Below are 17,857 nucleotides of genomic sequence, written 5' to 3'. Positions count from 1 at the left end.
TGCCGCGCGGTCAGAGCTTGACCTGTCCACGCGATACCTTTCCGGTTGCGTTGCGCGGCAACGGTTCCGTAGTCAACCGCCACCGCGTCGGCACCTTGAAGTACGAGAGCTGATCGGCGGCGAACTGCCTCAGCTCTTCCTCCGACACCGTGGCACCCGCACGGACGACGATGATCGCTGCGACCTCCTGGCCCAGGTCCTCGTGTGCTTCACCGACGACCGCGCACTCGACGACGTCGGGATGCTCGTCGAGGCACTGTTCGATCTCGGTGGGGTAGACGTTCTCGCCGCCGCGCAGGATCAGGTCGGAGCGGCGACCCGTCAGCCGCAGTCGACCGTCGTCGATGCGGCCGAAGTCGCCGGTGTGGAGCCAGCCGTCCCTGATCGCGGACGCGGTGGCTTCCGGGTTGTCCCAGTAGCCGAGCATCACGTACGGGCTGCGAACACACACCTCGCCTTCCTCACCGTCCGGCACCCGTTCTCCCAGCGGATCGCGGATCTCCAGCGCGACGCCGAAGATCGGCCGGCCCAGGGTGCCCGGGAACATCTGGACATCCATTGGGGTCGCCACGGCGACGCCGGTGCTGCATTCGGTGAGGCCGTAGCTGTCGGTGAGGGAATTGGCCGCGAACGGCACCTCTTCGCGCAGACGTTCCTTGAAGGCCACCGACGACGGTGCCGACGCCAGGGCGAACGCGGTCAGGGACGTGGTGTCGTACTTCCGGACGTTGCCGTGCTCGATCAGCCGCGCCGCCATGGTGGGGACGGCGCCCCAGTTGGTGACCTTCTCCCGCTCGACGAGGGCGAGGACGCGGTCGGCGTCGAAGGAGCCCTGGTACATGATCACGGCGCTGCCGGTGGCGAGGCGCGGCACGACGAGGTTGTGCAGGCTCGCGATGTGGAACAGCGGTGAGGTGAGCAGGTACCGCAGGTCGCTGGGCCGTGCCGGGTCGTATTCCTTCCCGGCGAAGGCGTCGAGCAGGGCGTCGTTGTACCGGTGGTAGTCCACGACCGCGAGCAGATTCCGCTGGGAGTGCAGCGCACCCTTGGGCTTTCCACTGGTTCCGCTGGTGAACAGGATGACCGCCGGATCGTCCTCGTCGACCTCGGCGGTCGGCAGGTCGGCACCGCGATGCGCCTCGATCAGCCGCGGCAGATCCTCCTCCATCGTCAGGACGGGGACGTCGACATCGGTCTCGGCCACGACGGCGGCGCGCTTGGCGTCGGCGATCAGCACCGTCGGAGTGGTCAGACCGACACCGTGCTCGATCTCGCGTGGCACCCACCATCCATTGAGGCCGACCGCGATCGCGCCGAGCGACTGCGTCGCCCAGAACGCGACGACCCATTCGATGGTGTTGGCGGCGAGGATGCCGACGCGGTCGCCCGCGCCGATGCCGTACTCGTCGGCCAGTGCGCGCGCCAGCGCGGCGACGGCGTCGGCGTGCTCGGCGAAGGACATCCGCCGGTCCTCGGCGACGAGGTAGTCGCGGTCACCGAAGGCGCGGGACGCCGTCAACAGTTCGTGAACGGCGTGGTTGCGGCTCCGCATCACCGGCATCGGTGCCCCGCGCACCTCCTCTTCGACCAGTTCGAAGGGGGCGTCCGGTCCGGTCAAGCGGGAGACGACTGCGGCGAGGTACGCCTGCGGATCGGTGGAGGTGGTCATACGGGGTGTGGCCTTTCTCACGTCCTCGGAGTGCACGAAGGATCACACGGCGGAGGGGGTGCGGGGAAGGGTTTTCCACTGACCGGGACTCGGTTTATCGGCCCGAAACGGCCTCGTTAGCGTCGGGACAACGCTGTTTCGGTGGCGCCGGGCGAACTCGGGCAAACGCCCCGACCGGTCCGCTGGCGGGATCTACCGTGGCACTCGCGTGTGTCGAGGGCGCCGCAGCGAAAGACTCGAAGGAGTGGAAGTGGAACGCGCGACGATCGCCGAGATGCTGCTCGACCGCCTCGGGGACGAGGAACCCGGCACCCGAACCCGGGACCGGGACTGGACATGGGACGAGACGGTCCGTGAGAGTGCCGCCCGCGGCGCACTGGCACGCAGCTTGCGTCGCGACGGGCCGTTCCACATCGGCGTGCTGCTCGAGAACGTCCCCGAATTCCTGTTCTGGCTCGGGGGCGCCGCACTGTCGGGCGCGACGATCGTCGGCATCAACCCGACTCGTCGCGGCGCCGAACTCGAGGCGGAGATCCGGTACGTCGACTGCCAGCTCATCGTCACCGACTCGGACGGCATGGCGACGCTCAAGGATCTGGATCTCGGCCTGTCCGACGACCGGTTCGTGCTCGTCGACGCCCCCGACTACGCCGACGTCGTGGACACGCACCGGGTCGAGCCCGCCGCTGACCCGGAGGTCGTCGAGGATTCTCTGTTCCTGCTGCTGTTCACCTCCGGCACCACCGGGGCGTCGAAGGCGGTGCGGTGCAGCCAGGGCCGGCTCGCGCGCCTCGCGTACGCGAACAGCGCGAAGTACGGACACGTCCCGGGCGACGTCGACTACTGCTGCATGCCGCTGTTCCACGGCAACGCGTTGATGGCACTGTGGGCGCCCGCGCTGGCCAACGGCGCGACGGTGTGTCTGCCCGCCGCGCGGAAGTTCTCGGCGTCCGGCTTCCTCCCCGACGTCCGGTACTTCGGTGCGACCTTCTTCACCTACGTCGGCAAGGCGCTGTCCTACCTGATGGCGACGCCGGAGGGGTCCGACGACATCGACAACACCCTCGTCCGCGGTTTCGGCACCGAGGCGTCCCCGGAGGACCGGGTCGAGTTCGTACGCCGGTTCGGAGCCGAACTGTTCGAGGGCTACGGCTCCTCGGAGGGCGCCGGGTCGGTCCGCCTCGACCCCGATGCCCCGGAAGGTGCCCTCGGCCGGCCCGCGCACGACGAGATCGCGGTCGTGAATCCCGACACCCTCGTCGAGTGCGAGCGGGCCCGGCTGGACCAGCACGGACGCGTCCTCAATCCGGACGAGGCGATCGGCGAGATGATCGACCGGGGCGGCGCCAAGCGATTCGAGGGCTACTACAAGAACGAGCAGGCGGTCGCCGACCGCATCAAGCACGGCTGGTACTGGACCGGCGACCTCGGCTACGTCGACGAGGCGGGCTTCATCTACTTCGCCGGACGCAAGGGCGACTGGATTCGTGTCGACGGCGAGAACACGTCGGCGCTGATGATCGAGCGGATCCTGCGCAGGCACCCGAAGGTGATCGCCACAGGCGTGTACGCGGTCCCGGACCCGCGGTCCGGCGACCAGGTGATGGCCGCGATCGAGGTGTCGGATCCGACGGACTTCGACCCGGAGGAGTTCGCGTCGTTCCTCGCGGGGCAGGACGATCTCGGCACCAAGTCGGCGCCGCGGTTCGTCCGGGTGTCGACCAACCTCCCGGTGACTGGGTCGAACAAGGTGCTCAAGCGGGAGCTGCAGGCCCAGTTGTGGCGTGGCTCCGAGTCGGTGTTCCACTGGCAGGGAAGAGGTGAACCGGTCTACGCCCAGATGTCCGACGATGACAAGCGTGAACTGGAAGCGCAATTCGAGGCGTCGGGCCGGCAGCGGTTCCTCGGTGTCTGACGCGTCGATCCCCGATGGCCTGATGGCTGCGCCGAGTGGTCGACCGGTCGCGCTGGTGACCGGTGCGAGTCGCGGCATCGGCAGGGAAGTGGCACTCGCCTTCGCTCGCAACGGATTCGACATCGCCCTCACGGCCCGCACGGTGCGGGAAGGTGAGGGGCGGGTCTCACCGCGCACGCACGGTGACTTGATTCCGGTGCCGGGAAGCCTGGAGACCACCGCCGCGGAGGTGCGGGCACTCGGAGTCGACGCGCTGGCCGTGCCGATGGACCTGCTCGACGGCTCGTCGGTGCTGGCGGCGGCGAACCGGGTGCTCGAAACCTGGGGCCGTGTGGACGTGCTCGTCAACAACGCATACGCGCAGACCGCCGGGAACATGGACCGCCTGCTCGACATCGAGCTCGACGACGCAACCGCGATGATGCGCGGAAACTATCTGCATCAGCTTGCGCTGATCCAGCGAGTGCTGCCCGCGATGGTCGGTCGCGGAGCCGGTGTCCTGATCAACCTGGTGTCAGGTTCGGCGACGACGGACCCGCCCGCCGCGCCGGGGCAGGGCGGCTGGGGACTGTCCTACGCGGCGTCGAAGGCAGCGTTCGGCAGGCTCGCGGGCGCGGTGAACGCCGAGTATCGCCACCTCGGGGTGCGGGCGTTCAATCTCAGTCCCGGATTCGTGGTCACCGAGTCGGGAGCGGCGCGAGGTGGCAGCGATGCGATCGTGGGCGCCGGGTTCGACGTCGTCCCCGCGGCGGTTCCCGCCGAGGCCGCGGTGTGGCTGGCAACCGATCCGGGTGCCGACCGGTTCCTCGGCAAGGTCGTCTGGGCTCCGAAGCTGGTGGATTCCTTTGCTGCGTGATGCGCGCGGCGGAACAACGGAAAGGGTGTGTGTGGCGTGAAGCTCGGTGTGGTGATGCCGGTCGAACTGGGCATGGCGGGAGACCCGGAGCGGGTGCTCGAATTCGCTCGTGCGGCAGAGTCGTTGGGTTTCGACGAGATCTCGGCCGTCGAGCACGCCGTCGTCATCGGTGACACGGGCAGCGAGTACCCGTATTCGCCGACCGGAAAGTCCCACCTACCGGACGATTGCCCACTGCCCGACCCGCTGGAACTCCTCTCGTTCGTCGCGGGTGCCACCACCCGTCTCGGGCTCGCCACGGGAGTCCTGGTCGCGCCCAACCACAACCCCGTGGTCCTGGCGAAACGGCTCGCCACGTTGGATCGGCTCTCCGGAGGCCGCGCGCGGATCTGCCTGGGTGTGGGCTGGATGCGGGAGGAGATCGAGGCGTGCGGCGGCGACTTCACCCGCCGCGGCAAGGCCACGGACGAGGCGATCGCCGTGATGCGCGCACTGTGGGCGGGCGGGTCCGAGGGCGTCGACTTCGCCGGAGAGTTCTACTCCTTCTCCCGGGCGTTCTCCTACCCGAAGCCGGCGCGGCCGTCGGGTGTCCCGCTGTACATCGGCGGGCACAGCGCGGCCGCGGCTCGGCGTGCGGGACGACTCGGCGACGGGTTCCAACCCCTCGGGCTCGGCGGGGACGACCTGACCGCCGCCGTCGGAACGATGCGGGCCGCCGCGGCCGACGCCGGGCGCGATCCGTCCGACGTCGCGCTGGTCCTCGGGGCGACGCTGCCGCGGATGGACGAGGCGAAGGTGGAGTGGGCGGAGTCGCTGGGCTGCGACCGGATCCTGCTGTCGGCGTCGCGGCACGCCACCACCCTCGATGCGGTGCTCGACGAGATGAATTCCTGTTCGCAACGTATGGGCCTCGGATCGGTCGGTGTCGCCTAGTCGACAGTCCTTTTCCCAGTTCAAGCTGGTGAATCTGTTTCGCACTCGCGGCGCGACCATCGGGTCATTGACGTCTCCAATCGTGCGAAGCTAGATTAACTTCCTGCTGCGGCCGACAAGGTCGACACGTTAGCGAGGGAGTGCAGATGGATTTGGCGTGGTCCGCGGACGACGCGGCGTTCCGTGATGAGGTCGTTGCCTTTCTCGACGAGAAGCTGACGCCCGAACTGCGGCAGTCCGGCCGACTGATGACGAGTGTCTACTCGGATCACGAAGCGAGCATGGAATGGCAGCGCATCCTGCACGAGCGCGGCTGGGCCGCGCCTGCATGGCCGGTCGAGCACGGCGGCTGCGACTGGAGCCTGACCCAGCACTACATCTTCAGCCGGGAATCCGTTCTCGCGGGTGCTCCGTCGCTGTCGCCCATGGGCATTCGGATGGTCGCGCACGCGATCGTGGCCTTCGGAACCCGGGAGCAGAAGGACTACTTCCTGCCCGGCATCCTCACCGGCGACGTGTTCTTCTGCCAGGGCTACTCCGAGCCGGAGGCCGGATCGGACCTGGCGTCGCTGTCGATGTCGGCCGTCGACGACGGCGACCACCTCATCTGTACCGGCAGCAAGATCTGGACCACGCACGCCACCGAGGCGAACTGGATGTTCTGCCTGGTGCGCACTACCCGCACCGACCGCAAGCAGCAGGGCATCACCTTCCTGCTCATCGACATGACCACCCCGGGCATCGAGATCCGTCCGCTCGTCATGTCGTCCGGCGAGGAGGTGCAGAACCAGGTCTTCTTCGACCAGGTCCGCGTTCCCAAGTCCAACGTCATCGGCAAGATCGACGACGGCTGGACCGTCGCGAAGTACCTGCTGCTGTTCGAGCGTGGCGGCGGAGCGGCGGCACCCGCACTGCAGGTCATGGCCGAGTCCGTCGCCGACGCCGCCGCGCAACAGCCCGGCCCGAACGGCCGCCCTCTCATCGAGGACCCGGCCTTCGCCGCGAAGCTCGCCGAAGCCCGCATCCGGACGAAGGTGCTCGAGATCCTCGAGTTCCGCACCCTCTCCGCCGGTGTCGACGTCAACGGCGCCGCGTCGTCGATGCTCAAGGTCCTCGCGACCGAACTCAGCCAGCGCATCACCGAAATCGCACTCGAGGCAGCCGGTCCGCGCGGACGGGTGTACCAGCCGCACGCCACTGCGCCCGGCGGCCCGATCGCCGACTTCGTCGTCCCCGAGGGCGGCTACGTCAGCGGGCAGCCGTGGCAGGCCGTCGCGCCGCTGCGGTACCTCAACGACCGAGCCGGCTCGATCTACGCCGGTAGCAATGAGATTCAGCGGAACATTCTCGCCAAAGCAGCATTGGGGCTCTGATGGACTTCTCCCTGACCAAAGAACAGGAACTTCTCCGCGACGGACTGACCAAGTTCCTCGCCGCCCGCTACACCCTCGAGGAGAGCCGTGCCGCCGCGAAAACCGGCATCGGCTGGCAGCCCGAGATCTGGCGGAGCTTCGCCGAGGAACTCGGCATCCTCGGCGCCACCCTGCCGGAGGAGGACGGCGGACTCGGTGGCGGCGCAGTCGAACTGATGATCGTGACCGAGGCGCTCGGCCAGGCACTCGTCGTCGAGCCGTTCGTCGACACCGTCGTCATCGGCACCGGTCTGCTGCGGCGCGCAGGCGGCGACCGCGCGGCCGAGATCATCGCCGAGATCGTCGAAGGCAACGCCATCACCGCGTTCGCCGCGCTCGAGGCCACCTCCGGCGACGACTACGCCGACGTGACGACCACCGCCCGCCGCGACGGCGACGAGTGGGTGCTCAGCGGCACCAAGATCGTTGTCACCAGTGCACCGCTCGCGAGCCACCTGCTGGTCACCGCCCGCACCTCGGGCGATCAGCGCGACGCCGACGGCATCTCGTTGTTCGTCGTTCCCCTCGGCCCCCACAGCCAGTCCGGGCTGGACAGTCACAGCTTCCGCACCGTCGACGACCGTCAGGCCGCGGACATCACGTTCACCGACCTGCGACTGCCCGCCGATGCGCTCCTCGGAGTCGAAGGTGGTGCGCTGCCGTCGATCGAGTACGCCATCGACGAGGCAACCGCGGCAATCGCGTCCGAGGCCGTCGGCCTGATGCGCAAGGTCCTCGCCGACACCGTCGAATACGCCAAGCAGCGCAAGCAGTTCGGGCAGGCGATCGGCACCTTCCAGGTGCTCCAGCACCGCATGGTCGACATGTACATGGAAGTCGAGCAGTCTGTGGCCGCCGTGTACCTGGCGATCCTCAACCTCGACGCCGACCCTGTTGACCGCGCGCTCGCCGTCTCCGCAGCCAAGGCGACCATCGCGCGCGCCGCACGCTTCGTCGGACAGAACGCGGTCCAGTTGCACGGCGGCATGGGCATGACCGAGGAACTGGCCATCGGCCACTACTTCCGGCGCCTCACCGTCATCGAGCACGAGTTCGGCTCCGCCGACCTGCACATCGCGCGGTTCGCGGCGCTCACCGCAAACCGGTAACGCTCCCCGGCGGGGTGTGCCCACCCGCTTCCGGTTCCCTGATGTCACATTGGGTCACTTCACGAACCTCGATGTGACATCAGGGAACTCGTGTTTGTGGAGGTAGACGCCTGGCGCGCCACGCGGCGACGGTCGCGTCGGCGTCCACTCTGTGGACGGGAACGATCGGTGCGCTCGGCGCGCGGATGTAGTCGGCGATGCGACGGTTCAGGTCCGCGACGTGGTCGCGAACGTCTCGCTCGCCGGGTAGGTCGGCGACGGTCTCAGGGAGTCGCTCGATCTCGCGTCGTAGTTGCAGTGACGCCGGCAGCAGCGCCTCGGTGGACAGGTCCTCGGCCGCGAGTTTGCGCTTGACCCACCATAATTCGTCGGTGTCGGCGACATGTGGCAGCGGCTTGCCTGCACCTTCGAGGTTGTCGAAGTCGCCGCGCTCCTGAGCGAGCCGGATCTGCCGTTCGACCCACGACTCGAACGGGACGTCCCACGGTTTCCGCTCAGTCATCCGTCCATTGTGCGCCCGCGCGATCCCGTCCGAACCTCACGTGTGCTCGGACACCAGTACCGCGCGGGTGCCGGGCTCGAGGGCTTGGAAGATGTGCGCGACGTCGCCGGGGTAGGCGATGTAGTCGCCGGGGCCGAGTTCGACCGGATCCTCGCGGAGTCCGACGAGGGCGCGGCCGGCGCTGACGATGACGTGCTCGACGACACCCGGCAGGTGCGGCTCCGATTCGCGCGGGGGTCCGGGTTCGACGTCGAGGCGGTAGATGTCACGGCGCGCATTGGGCGGGCAGGACGCGACGAGGGTGACCTGGTAGTCGGTGCGTTCGGAGTACAGCACGGGGCCTTCCCCGGCGCGGATCACCTGGACGCGGGGTCGCGGCGGGTCCACGAGCTGCGCGAACTGGATGTCGAGTGCGACGCTCAGCGCCCACAGGGTTTCGACGCTCGGGTTGCCGGTGCCCGCTTCGAGCTGCGACAACGTGGACTTGGCGATGCCGGCGCGTCGGGCGACCTCGGTCAGGGACAGTCCGGCACGGTCGCGTTCGCGGCGCAGCGAGCCTGCGATGACGTCGAGGGGTGCCTTGCTGCCGTCCGCTGCCATCCGTTCACTATATCGGCTCATTTGTTCGCCTTGACGAACGATAGCAGAACGTTCACTATAAAGATCATGCGTTCGATCTGGCGAACAATCGATGGTGGTCTCCGCCGGGACATCGCACTGGTGTCCCTCGCGGACGGACTCGTCGGGATCTCGTACGGCGCGATCGCCGTCGGACTCGGCTTCGCGCCCTGGGTGCCGGTGCTGATGTCCGTGGTCGTCCTCGCAGGCGCGTCTGAGTTTCTCTTCGTCGGCATCGTCGCGGCGGGCGGCAGCCTCCTCGCCGCCCTGGCGGGTGGGCTGATCGTCAATGCCAGACACCTCCCGTTCGGCCTCGCCGTCGGCGACGCCGCGGGCCGCGGCTGGCGCCGGGGACTCGGCGCCCACCTCCTCAACGACGAGAGCACTGTCTTCGCCCTCGGTCAGGCCGATCCGCGTCGCAGGCGGGCCGTGTTCTGGCTGAGCGGAATCGGGATCGGCGTCTGCTGGCCGCTCGGTGCCCTGATCGGCGCGACGGCGGGCAGCCTCATCGACGACATCGACGCCTTCGGGCTCGACGCCATGTTCCCGGCCGTGCTGATCGCGCTCGTGCTTCCCGCTCTCCGGGACCGCGCGACCGCGAAGGTGGCCATGCTCGGGGCCGCGATCGCCGTCGCCGCGACCCCCTTCCTGCCGACCGGCGTTCCCGTACTCCTCGCCCTCGCGGCACTCGTCGCGTTGATTTGGATCAAGCCTGGCCATCCCGAGGCGGTGCCCGCATGACCGCGACCCTGCCGCTGGTGGTGGCCGTACTGATCCTCGCCGCGGGCACGTTCGCGTTCCGGTTCGCGGGCCCGGCGCTGCGTGCGCGGGGCGTCGTCCCGGACCGGCTCGAATCCGTGCTGGCCGTCGGCGCGGTGGTGCTGCTCGTCGCGGTCGCGGTGACCAATGCGGTCACCGAGGACGGCGGCGTCGCGGGTATCGCGCGCCCCGCGGGTGTCCTGGTCGGTGGTGTCCTGGCGTGGCGGAAGGCGCCGTTCGTCGTCGTCATCCTTGCCGCCGCCGCGACCGCCGCGGTCCTGCGCCTGCTCGGTGTCCCCTGACCCCGCCGTTCCCTGATGTCACATTTGGGGTCGTCAAGTGAGCTGATGTGACATCAGGGAACGGTCCTGGAAGTCAGGGGAGGGTGACGGCGCGGTCCTCGGTGAAGTCGACGGCGAGCGCCCGGCGGGCGATCAGCCAGCGGCCGTCCACCCGTCGGTAGGTGTCCAGGTAGCGGATCGCGACGGCGTTGTCCCGCGCCGCGCCGTCCCGGCCGACGTACAGGTGATGGGCGAGGCAGTACACGACTGCGGACGCATCGTCCTCCACGACGTCGACGACCACCTGGTGCACCGCGTGGTGCGTGCCCTTCAGGTGTGCGGTGGCGCCGAGGACGGCGGCGGCGATGGCGGCCGCGCCGACCGTCACGACCTCGCCTGCACCGCGGGTCAGCGCCGGCGGCTGGACGAACTCGGCGTCAGGGGTGAACAGCGCGGCCACCCCGTCCGCGTCCCGGGTGTCGACGGCGACGGCGTACCGTCCGGGGAGGTCGGACGGTTCATTCATATGAACGATTATGCGGATGGCCGACGGGACTGGGGCTCGGAATCCGGTGAGCGGGAAATCGTTCCCGCCCCAGAACTTCCGTGTCATAGTCTCGATTACTGAAGCTAAATAGTTGCAGGGAGTGTGCCAGTGACGACAGCAGTGCGCGGGGGACGCGCGTCCGCCCGGCTCGTCGTCGTCGCCCTGGCGTCCTGCGGCATCGTGGTGTCGCTGATGCAGACCATCGTGATGCCGCTGCTCCCGGAGTTCCCACGACTGCTGAACACCAGCCCCGCTGGTGCGGCGTGGCTGGTAACCGCGAACCTCATCGCAGGTGCGGTCTGCGCTCCCGTCCTCGGACGTCTCGGCGACATGTACGGCAAGCGGCGACTGCTGCTCGTCGCGCTGGCCGTCATGGCGGCAGGCAGTCTGCTCGGGGCCGTGTTCGACACCTTCACCATTGTGCTCGTCGCCCGGGCGTTGCAGGGCGCCGCGATGGGGGTGGTGCCCCTCGGCATCAGCATCATGCGTGACGAGTTGCCCGCGGAACGGGTCGCGGGCGGGATCGCGTTGATGAGTTCGACGTTGGGTGCGGGCGGAGCAATCGGGTTGCCGCTGACCGGTGTGGTCGCCGAACACTTCAGCTGGCACTGGCTCTTCGGTGGCGCCGCCGTGGTGGGACTGCTGGGGATGCTGGCGATCTGGTGGGTGGTGCCGGAGTCGCCGGTGCGGTCCGGCGGCAAGTTCGACCTCGTCGGTGCGGTCGGGCTGTCGGCCGCCCTGGTGTGCCTGCTGCTCGCGATCACGCAGGGGAACGGCTGGGGCTGGGGCAGCCCCCCGGTGCTCGGCCTGTTCGCGGCGGCGGCCGTGCTGTTCGCCGCGTGGGGTGTGTACGAGATGCGGTTGGCGCCACCGGGCAAGGAGGCCGTACGGCAGCCGCTCGTGGATCTGCGGGTGTCCGCGCGCAGGCAGGTGCTGCTGACGAACATCGCCTCGGTCCTCGTCGGGTTCGCGATGTTCACGTCGTTCATGGTGAGCGCCCAGATCTTCCAGGCTCCCGAAGACACCGGCTACGGATACGGCATGTCGTTGACGCTCAGCGGTCTCGCCCTGCTGCCAGGTGGTCTCGCGATGATCGCGTTCTCCCCGGTGACCGCCCACCTGTCGCGCCGTCGCGGGCCGCGGATCACCTTCCTGATCGGGACGACGATCCTGGTCGTCTCCAACTTCACCCGTGCCGTCACGCCCCACGAGTTGGCGATCGTGATCGTCGCGACGACGGTGACGTCGATCGGTGCCGCGCTCGCCTACGGCGCGATCCCGTCGATGATCATGCGGGCCGTCCCGGTCTCGGAGACGGCGGCCGCGAACAGCCTCAACGCGCTCGCTCGGTCGCTGGGCACGTCGACCTGCAGCGCGGTGGTCGCAGCTGTCACGACGGCGTCGGTGATGACGGTCGCGGGGGTCGAGTTCCCCACCCACACGGCGTACGCGGTGGTGTTCGGGATCGGTTCGGCCTCGGCGTTGGTGGCCGTGGTCGTCGGCCTGTTCGTTCCGCGTGACCGGGCCCCCGAGGCCGGGAATCTACCGCTCAGTGAGACCGACCAGGACCGCGTCGACATCACTCCGTAACGTCCGACCTGGTGGGAACGCCAGGAATGGGAGATGTGCGATGGAGTTGAGGGAGTCGGCGTCGCAGCTGGAGCTGCGACGGGAACTGCGCGCGTACTTCGCGGGCCTGCTGCCGGAGGAGAAGCGGCGCGCGGCGGGCGAGCAGGGCGTCGGTGGCGAGCACTTCCGGGAGGTCGTCAGCCTGCTCGGCGCGGACGGCTGGCTCGGCATCGGCTGGCCGACGGAGTACGGCGGACAGGGCCGGTCCATCGAGGAACAGTTCGTGTTCTTCGACGAGGTGCAGCGCGCCGGACTGCCGTTCCCGTTCGTCACGGTCAACACCGTCGGACCCACCCTCATGAAGTACGGCACCGAGGAGCAGAAGGCCCGCTTCCTGCCCGGCATCCTGTCCGGTGACATCGTCTTCGCGATCGGCTACACCGAGCCGGAGGCCGGTACCGACCTCGCCTCGCTCAAGACCCGCGCCGTCCGCGACGGCGACGAGTGGGTGATCGACGGCAACAAGATCTTCACCTCCGGAGCGAACACCGCCGACTACGTGTGGCTCGCGTGCCGCACCGACCCCGACGCCCCGAAGCACAAGGGCATCTCGATCATGGTCGTGCCGACCGACGACGCGGGATTCTCGTGGTCACCCATCCCCACGGTCGGCGGCCTGACAGTCACCTCGACGTACTACAGCGGGATTCGCGTCGCCGACGAGAACGTCATCGGCGACGTCAACGGCGGTTGGCAGCTGATCGCCGCCCAGCTCAACCACGAACGCATCGGGCTCGCCGCGATCGGTGGTCGCACCTACGGTCTGTGGCATCAGGTCCTCGACTGGGCCAAGGAGAACGGCGCCATCGAGATTCCCTGGGTGCAGCAGGAATTCGCGCGGACCCACGCCAAGCTCGAGGCCATGCGCCTGCTGAACTGGAAGATGACGGCCGCCGTCGCCGCCGACACCCTGTCCGGGGCCGACGCGGGCGCCACCAAGGCGTACGGCACCGAGACCCACATCGACGTGTATCGGTCGCTGCTCGGCATCCTCGGCGCCGCCGGACGTATCCGTCCCGAGTCGCCTGGTGCCCTGCTGGCCGGTCAGATCGAGCAGATCTCGCGGCAGGGCATGGTCAACACCTTCGGCGGCGGTGTCAACGAGGTGCTGCGCGACATGGTCGCGACGATGGGCCTCGGTCTGGTCCGGGAGAAGAGGGTCAAGTGAGCGACTTCCTCACCACCCTCAAGGCATTCGAGGGCAAGACCCTGACGCCGGAGACGTGGGGGCCCGACGAGGTCAACACGCCGATGATCCGGCACTGGGTGGAGACGATGGGGGACACCAACCCCATCCACCTGGACGACGACGCGGCCCGCGCCACCGGTCGTGCCGGCGCCGTCGCGCCCGCACTCATGACACAGGTGTGGACGATGCGCACCTTCACCGACAAGATGGCGAACAACGACCCGTCGCAGGTGTGGACCGACCTGATCGGCACCCTCGACACCGCCGGATTCACCTCGGTCGTCGCGACCGACTCGGACTTCGAGTTCTTCGCCGAACTCCGTCCCGGCGACCGGGTGTCGCTCACCGAGGTGATCGAGTCGATCTCCGAGGAGAAGACCACCGGACTCGGCGTCGGGCACTTCGTCACGACGCTGAAGACGTACTGCAACGGCGACGGAGACGTTGTCGCGACGCAGCGCTGGCGCACACTGCGTTTCACACCGAAGGCGGCAGACAAGCCGAAGGGGCTGCGTCCGCGCCCGGCCCTCAACGCGGACAACGCGTTCTGGTTCGAGGCCGCGAAGGAGCATCGTCTGGTGATCCAGCGTTGCACGGCCTGCGGCACGCTGCGTCACCCCACCGGACCGATGTGCGGGACATGCCGGTCGCTGGAGTGGGACACCGTCGACGCCTCGGGCCGCGGCACCGTCTACAGCTTCGTCGTCAACCACCACCCGCAGATCCCCGGATTCGAGTACCCGCTCGTCGTCGCGACGATCGAACTCGAGGAGGGCACCCGCCTGATCGCGAACATGACCGGCATTGCGCCGGACGAGGTCGAGATCGGCATGCCGGTGGAACTGGACTGGATCGACGCCGACCCGGATCTGACGCTGCCCGCGTTCCGGCCGGCCGCACGTGAGGAGTACTGATGGACTTCACCTTCAGCGAAGAGCAGGAAGCGGTTCGCACCCTCGCAGGCGAGGTGTTCACCAGCAAGGCGGGAATCGACCGGGTCAAGGAGGTCGAGCGGAGCGACGATCGGATCGACCGCGACCTGTGGCGTGAACTCGCCACCACGGGCTTGCTCGGGATCGCGCTGCCCGAGGCTCTCGGCGGCGGTGGTCTCGGACTGGCCGAGCTGTACGTGCTGCTCGAACAGCAGGGCAGGCACGTTGCGCCGGTGCCGATCTGGCCGTCGACGGTGGCCGCACTCGCGGTCGCCGAGTTCGGCACCGACGCCCAGCGCGCCGCGCTGGTTCCCGGTGTCGCCGACGGCAGCGAGTTCCTGACGGTCGGGCTCGAGGAGTTCGGTCCCTACACCGACGCACCGCGGACCACGGCGACCGAGACCGACGGCCGGTGGACGCTCACGGGAGCGAAGGCCGTCGTCCCCATCACCCACGTCGCGCATCGCGCGATCGTCTCGGCCGCCACCGACACCGGTGCGGCGCTGTTCGTCATCGACCTTGCCGCCGAAGGCGTTTCGATCGAGCAGACCCAGTCCACCGACTGGGCGATCTGCGGGAACGTCACCTTCGAGTCCGCGCCCGCCGAACTTCTCGGACCGGCCGACGGCACCACCGCGCGGTGGCTGGTCGATCGCGTCGAGCTGGCGCTCGCCGCTATCCAGATCGGAGTGGGTTCCGGCGCCGTCGAGCAGGCCGTCACCTACCTCAACGGCAGGCACCAGTTCGGGCGTCCGCTCGCGACGTTCCAGGCGGTCGGACATCAGCTCGCCGACTGCTACATCGACCTCCAGGCGATGAGCGTCACCCTGTGGCAGGCCACGCAGAATCTCGCGGACGGCGCGGACCCCGGAACCTCCGTCCTCGTGGCGAAGTGGTGGGCCACCGACGGCGGTCAGCGGGTCGTACACCGCACCACCCACCTGCACGGCGGCATGGGTGTCGACACCGACTACCCGGTGCACCGGCACTTGTTGTGGGGCAAGCAGATCGGTGCAACCCTCGGCGGGTCGGCATCGGATCTGGCGCGTCTCGGCGCCCAGCTCGCCGCCGGGGTCGAGGTCGCCGGATGACCGCCACGATCGATCGGACCGGCCGCGGCTACGACGACATCGCGGTCGGTGACGTGCTTCCCGAGTTGGCGATTCCGCTGACGCGCACGCTGATCGTCGCGACGGCCATCGCCACCCGCGACTTCCAGGACGTGCACCACGACCCCGATCTCGCGCGCGAGCGCGGTTCGAAGGACGTGTTCATGAACATCCTCACCAGCAACGGGCTGGCTGGACGATTCGTGACCGACTGGGCGGGACCGTATGCGACGGTGCGCCGCGTGAAGATCCGCCTCGGTGCCCCGAACTATCCGGGCGACACGATGACGATGACCGGCGAGGTGGTCGCGAAGGACAACGGCCAGGTCGAGGTGAAGGTCGTGGGTGCGAACAGCCTCGGCAATCACCTGTCCGGAACCGTCACCGTGTCGTACCCCGCCAGCGAAGGGAAGGACGCCTGATGGCCGTCAGTCCGCTCTCCGGTGCCGCCGCGATCGTCGGTATCGGTGCCACCGAGTTCTCCAAGAACTCCGGTCGCACCGAGCTACAGCTCGCGTGCGAGGCCGTCACCGCGGCCCTCGCCGACGCAGGCATCGACCCGTCCGAGGTCGACGGCCTGACCACCTTCACGATGGAGACGAACGGCGAGATCCTCGTCGCCCGCAACTGTGGGCTGGGGGAGCTCAAGTTCTTCTCCCGCATCGGCTACGGCGGCGGCGCCGCGTGCGCGTCGGTGCAGCAGGCGGCGATGGCCGTCGCAACCGGCGTCGCCGAGGTCGTCGTCGTGTACCGCGCGTTCAACGAACGCTCCGGCATGCGTTTCGGCCTGGGGCAGCACGACCGCCCAATGGACAGCACCGCCGATCGGGCGGCGTACGCCTGGCTCACCCCGCAGGGCCTCTCGACTCCCGCTCAGTGGGTCGCGATGTTCGCTCGACGCTACATGCACCAATACGGTGCGACGAGTGAGGATTTCGGACGGGTCGCGGTGGTCGCCCGCAAGCACGCCGCCAACAACCCCGCAGCATGGTTCCACGGGAAACCGATCACGCTGGAGGACCATCAGAACTCCCGGTGGATCGCCGAACCGCTGCACCTGCTCGACTGCTGCCAGGAGACCGACGGCGGTCAGGCCCTCGTCGTCGTCTCGGCCGAACGCGCCAAGGACCTGCGCCACACACCCGCGATCGTCAAGGGCGCCGCGCAGGGCAGTGGCAAGGACCAGCACATGATGGCGAGCTACTACCGCCCCGACATCACCGGCATCCCGGAGATGGGCCTCGTCGGACGCCAGCTGTACGCGCAGGCCGGCCTGACGCCGGACGACATCGATGCTGCGATCCTCTACGACCACTTCACCCCGCTGGTGCTCCCGCAGCTCGAGGAGCTCGGCTTCTGTGGCCCCGGTGAGGCCAAGGACTTCATCCGCGCGGGCAACCTGGAGATCGGCGGCCGGTTGCCGAGCAACACCCACGGCGGTCAGGTGGGCGAGGCGTACCTGCACGGCGTCAACGGGATCGCCGAAGGTGTCCGACTGGTCCGCGGCACGTCCACCAACCAACCCGACAACGTCGAGAATGTGATCGTCACGGCGGGAACCGCGGTTCCCACGAGCGGTCTGATCCTGGGAGCAGCCTGATGACAACGACTCTGAATGCGGGAAGCTGGCGGGGCACCGACCTGGGCACCCGGACCGTGAGCTACACCGAACGCGACGCGATCCTCTACGCGCTCGCCGTGGGCGCGAAGGCCACCGACCTGGACCTCGTGATGGAGGACCGGCTGCGGGTGCTGCCGACGTTCGCGCTGACACTCGCGCAGTGGGCGCCCGACGAACTGGGCTCCCGCGGCGCGTTCGACACCAAGACCGCGCTGCACGGCTCGCAGGAGTTGACGGTGCTCGCCCCGCTTCCGCGCTCCGGTGAGATCGCGTTGTCGGCCCGTGTCGGTGAGGTGTGGGACAAGGGAGCCGCCGCCGTGTTCGAGGTGGTCGTCGAGAGCGACTACTTCGTCGCAACGTGGTCGCTGTTCGCGCCCGGCTACGGAGGATTCGGCGGCGAGAGGGGGCCGTCGAAGCCCGCAGGGCCGTCCGGCGATCCCACCGTGACCACGGACCTGGTGACCGCCGGGAACCAGACGGCGCTCTACCGGTTGCTCGGCGACATGCACCACATCCACATCGACCCGGTCGCGGCCGCGGTGATCGGGCAGCCCCGCCCGATCATGCACGGACTGTGCACCCTGGCGGCGAGCACGCTGCCGCTGGCCCGCGAACTGGGCTCACACCCCGCGGACCTGGTACAGCTGTCGGGACGCTTTGCCGCCCCGATGTTTCCGGGAGACACGCAGCCGATCCGCGGCTGGCTCGGGGACCGCGGCGTCGATTTCGAGGTCGGCGGCGCGATCACCGGCGCCCACGCCCGTTTCGAGGCGTAG

The 17,857-nt window shown here is 68.8% G+C and carries 18 protein-coding genes; 14 read left to right on the top strand and 4 right to left on the bottom strand.

Annotation, left to right across the window (positions count from 1 at the left end):
• Positions 1 to 10: 10 nt before the first annotated feature.
• The gene (locus RHCRD62_RS07555; RefSeq protein WP_050064080.1) at positions 11 to 1,669 is read right to left on the bottom strand and encodes a steroid-24-oyl-CoA synthetase; all 1,659 of its coding nucleotides are present in this window, start codon (positions 1,667 to 1,669) and stop codon (positions 11 to 13) included.
• A 244-nt stretch (positions 1,670 to 1,913) separates the two neighbouring features.
• Here RHCRD62_RS07555 and RHCRD62_RS07550 point away from each other — a divergent pair, with 244 nt between their 5' ends.
• From RHCRD62_RS07550 to RHCRD62_RS07530, 5 genes are all read left to right on the top strand, one after another.
• Positions 1,914 to 3,584 (top strand): steroid-22-oyl-CoA synthetase, encoded by a 1,671-nt coding sequence (locus RHCRD62_RS07550; RefSeq protein WP_050064079.1) that lies wholly within the window; start codon positions 1,914 to 1,916, stop codon positions 3,582 to 3,584.
• Between the two features lie 22 nt (positions 3,585 to 3,606).
• Positions 3,607 to 4,440, top strand: a complete 834-nt coding sequence (locus RHCRD62_RS07545) for an SDR family NAD(P)-dependent oxidoreductase (protein WP_050064519.1) — start codon at positions 3,607 to 3,609, stop codon at positions 4,438 to 4,440.
• Positions 4,441 to 4,476: 36 nt separating this feature from the next.
• Positions 4,477 to 5,373: an LLM class F420-dependent oxidoreductase gene (locus RHCRD62_RS07540; RefSeq protein WP_050064078.1), complete on the top strand. Its 897-nt coding sequence runs from the start codon at positions 4,477 to 4,479 to the stop codon at positions 5,371 to 5,373.
• Between the two features lie 146 nt (positions 5,374 to 5,519).
• On the top strand, positions 5,520 to 6,746 hold the full coding sequence (locus tag RHCRD62_RS07535) for an acyl-CoA dehydrogenase family protein (protein WP_050064077.1): 1,227 nt from the start codon (positions 5,520 to 5,522) through the stop codon (positions 6,744 to 6,746).
• Positions 6,746 to 7,894, top strand: coding sequence for an acyl-CoA dehydrogenase family protein (locus RHCRD62_RS07530; RefSeq protein ID WP_050064076.1), 1,149 nt, complete (start codon positions 6,746 to 6,748; stop codon positions 7,892 to 7,894). Before RHCRD62_RS07535 ends, RHCRD62_RS07530 begins: the two co-directional genes overlap by 1 nt.
• A 79-nt stretch (positions 7,895 to 7,973) precedes the next feature.
• On the opposite strand, the gene RHCRD62_RS07525 is transcribed toward RHCRD62_RS07530, so the two are convergent.
• Together RHCRD62_RS07525 and RHCRD62_RS07520 are read right to left on the bottom strand one after the other, a co-directional pair.
• On the bottom strand, positions 7,974 to 8,396 hold the full coding sequence (locus tag RHCRD62_RS07525; protein WP_050064075.1) for a DnaJ family domain-containing protein: 423 nt from the start codon (positions 8,394 to 8,396) through the stop codon (positions 7,974 to 7,976).
• Positions 8,397 to 8,432: 36 nt separating this feature from the next.
• Positions 8,433 to 8,996, bottom strand: coding sequence for a helix-turn-helix domain-containing protein (locus RHCRD62_RS07520; RefSeq protein ID WP_050064074.1), 564 nt, complete (start codon positions 8,994 to 8,996; stop codon positions 8,433 to 8,435).
• 66 nt (positions 8,997 to 9,062) lie between these two features.
• Here RHCRD62_RS07520 and RHCRD62_RS07515 point away from each other — a divergent pair, with 66 nt between their 5' ends.
• Together RHCRD62_RS07515 and RHCRD62_RS07510 are read left to right on the top strand one after the other, a co-directional pair.
• Entirely contained in the window at positions 9,063 to 9,755 is a 693-nt protein-coding gene (locus RHCRD62_RS07515; RefSeq protein WP_050064073.1) for an AzlC family ABC transporter permease, read from the top strand.
• Positions 9,752 to 10,075: an AzlD domain-containing protein gene (locus RHCRD62_RS07510; protein WP_050064072.1), complete on the top strand. Its 324-nt coding sequence runs from the start codon at positions 9,752 to 9,754 to the stop codon at positions 10,073 to 10,075. Before RHCRD62_RS07515 ends, RHCRD62_RS07510 begins: the two co-directional genes overlap by 4 nt.
• Before the next feature lie 73 nt (positions 10,076 to 10,148).
• Here the strand turns inward: RHCRD62_RS07510 and RHCRD62_RS07505 are convergent, their stop codons facing one another.
• On the bottom strand, positions 10,149 to 10,580 hold the full coding sequence (locus RHCRD62_RS07505) for an SgcJ/EcaC family oxidoreductase (RefSeq protein ID WP_050064071.1): 432 nt from the start codon (positions 10,578 to 10,580) through the stop codon (positions 10,149 to 10,151).
• Positions 10,581 to 10,709: 129 nt separating this feature from the next.
• On the opposite strand from RHCRD62_RS07505, the gene RHCRD62_RS07500 reads away from it, so the two are divergent.
• Genes RHCRD62_RS07500 through RHCRD62_RS07470 form a run of 7 tightly spaced genes read left to right on the top strand, consistent with a single transcriptional unit; the run spans position 10,710 to position 17,857 of the window.
• The gene (locus RHCRD62_RS07500; protein WP_050064070.1) at positions 10,710 to 12,191 is read left to right on the top strand and encodes an MFS transporter; all 1,482 of its coding nucleotides are present in this window, start codon (positions 10,710 to 10,712) and stop codon (positions 12,189 to 12,191) included.
• Between the two features lie 40 nt (positions 12,192 to 12,231).
• Positions 12,232 to 13,398 carry an acyl-CoA dehydrogenase family protein gene (locus tag RHCRD62_RS07495; protein ID WP_050064069.1) on the top strand — a complete coding sequence of 389 codons (1,167 nt, stop codon included), beginning with the start codon at positions 12,232 to 12,234 and terminating at the stop codon, positions 13,396 to 13,398.
• Complete coding sequence (locus RHCRD62_RS07490) at positions 13,395 to 14,333, top strand: bifunctional MaoC family dehydratase N-terminal/OB-fold nucleic acid binding domain-containing protein (protein ID WP_050064068.1); 939 nt, start codon at positions 13,395 to 13,397, stop codon at positions 14,331 to 14,333. Before RHCRD62_RS07495 ends, RHCRD62_RS07490 begins: the two co-directional genes overlap by 4 nt.
• A complete protein-coding gene (locus RHCRD62_RS07485; RefSeq protein WP_050064067.1) occupies positions 14,333 to 15,442 on the top strand; it encodes an acyl-CoA dehydrogenase family protein in 1,110 nt (369 codons plus the stop codon). Before RHCRD62_RS07490 ends, RHCRD62_RS07485 begins: the two co-directional genes overlap by 1 nt.
• On the top strand, positions 15,439 to 15,882 hold the full coding sequence (locus tag RHCRD62_RS07480; protein WP_050064066.1) for a MaoC family dehydratase: 444 nt from the start codon (positions 15,439 to 15,441) through the stop codon (positions 15,880 to 15,882). Before RHCRD62_RS07485 ends, RHCRD62_RS07480 begins: the two co-directional genes overlap by 4 nt.
• A complete protein-coding gene (locus RHCRD62_RS07475; RefSeq protein WP_050064065.1) occupies positions 15,882 to 17,060 on the top strand; it encodes a lipid-transfer protein in 1,179 nt (392 codons plus the stop codon). Before RHCRD62_RS07480 ends, RHCRD62_RS07475 begins: the two co-directional genes overlap by 1 nt.
• Positions 17,060 to 17,857, top strand: coding sequence for a MaoC/PaaZ C-terminal domain-containing protein (locus tag RHCRD62_RS07470; RefSeq protein WP_050064064.1), 798 nt, complete (start codon positions 17,060 to 17,062; stop codon positions 17,855 to 17,857). Before RHCRD62_RS07475 ends, RHCRD62_RS07470 begins: the two co-directional genes overlap by 1 nt.

Source organism: Rhodococcus sp. RD6.2, assembly GCF_001040705.1.
Lineage (GTDB): Bacteria > Actinomycetota > Actinomycetes > Mycobacteriales > Mycobacteriaceae > Rhodococcus_G.
The sequence above is the reverse complement of the archived record's forward strand: the minus strand, read 5'-3'. Positions and strand labels throughout refer to the sequence as shown.

What these genes read in the sequence shown, in the direction of transcription:
- RHCRD62_RS07555 (WP_050064080.1), bottom strand. Translation starts at nt 1,669, where the DNA reads ATGACCACCTCCACCGATCCGCAGGCGTACCTCGCCGCAGTCGTCTCC.
- RHCRD62_RS07520 (WP_050064074.1), bottom strand. Translation starts at nt 8,996, where the DNA reads ATGGCAGCGGACGGCAGCAAGGCACCCCTCGACGTCATCGCAGGCTCG.
- RHCRD62_RS07525 (WP_050064075.1), bottom strand. Translation starts at nt 8,396, where the DNA reads ATGACTGAGCGGAAACCGTGGGACGTCCCGTTCGAGTCGTGGGTCGAA.
- RHCRD62_RS07510 (WP_050064072.1), top strand. Translation starts at nt 9,752, where the DNA reads ATGACCGCGACCCTGCCGCTGGTGGTGGCCGTACTGATCCTCGCCGCG.
- RHCRD62_RS07495 (WP_050064069.1), top strand. Translation starts at nt 12,232, where the DNA reads ATGGAGTTGAGGGAGTCGGCGTCGCAGCTGGAGCTGCGACGGGAACTG.
- RHCRD62_RS07480 (WP_050064066.1), top strand. Translation starts at nt 15,439, where the DNA reads ATGACCGCCACGATCGATCGGACCGGCCGCGGCTACGACGACATCGCG.
- RHCRD62_RS07535 (WP_050064077.1), top strand. Translation starts at nt 5,520, where the DNA reads ATGGATTTGGCGTGGTCCGCGGACGACGCGGCGTTCCGTGATGAGGTC.
- RHCRD62_RS07545 (WP_050064519.1), top strand. Translation starts at nt 3,607, where the DNA reads ATGGCTGCGCCGAGTGGTCGACCGGTCGCGCTGGTGACCGGTGCGAGT.
- RHCRD62_RS07515 (WP_050064073.1), top strand. Translation starts at nt 9,063, where the DNA reads ATGCGTTCGATCTGGCGAACAATCGATGGTGGTCTCCGCCGGGACATC.
- RHCRD62_RS07530 (WP_050064076.1), top strand. Translation starts at nt 6,746, where the DNA reads ATGGACTTCTCCCTGACCAAAGAACAGGAACTTCTCCGCGACGGACTG.
- RHCRD62_RS07485 (WP_050064067.1), top strand. Translation starts at nt 14,333, where the DNA reads ATGGACTTCACCTTCAGCGAAGAGCAGGAAGCGGTTCGCACCCTCGCA.
- RHCRD62_RS07505 (WP_050064071.1), bottom strand. Translation starts at nt 10,580, where the DNA reads ATGAATGAACCGTCCGACCTCCCCGGACGGTACGCCGTCGCCGTCGAC.
- RHCRD62_RS07470 (WP_050064064.1), top strand. Translation starts at nt 17,060, where the DNA reads ATGACAACGACTCTGAATGCGGGAAGCTGGCGGGGCACCGACCTGGGC.
- RHCRD62_RS07475 (WP_050064065.1), top strand. Translation starts at nt 15,882, where the DNA reads ATGGCCGTCAGTCCGCTCTCCGGTGCCGCCGCGATCGTCGGTATCGGT.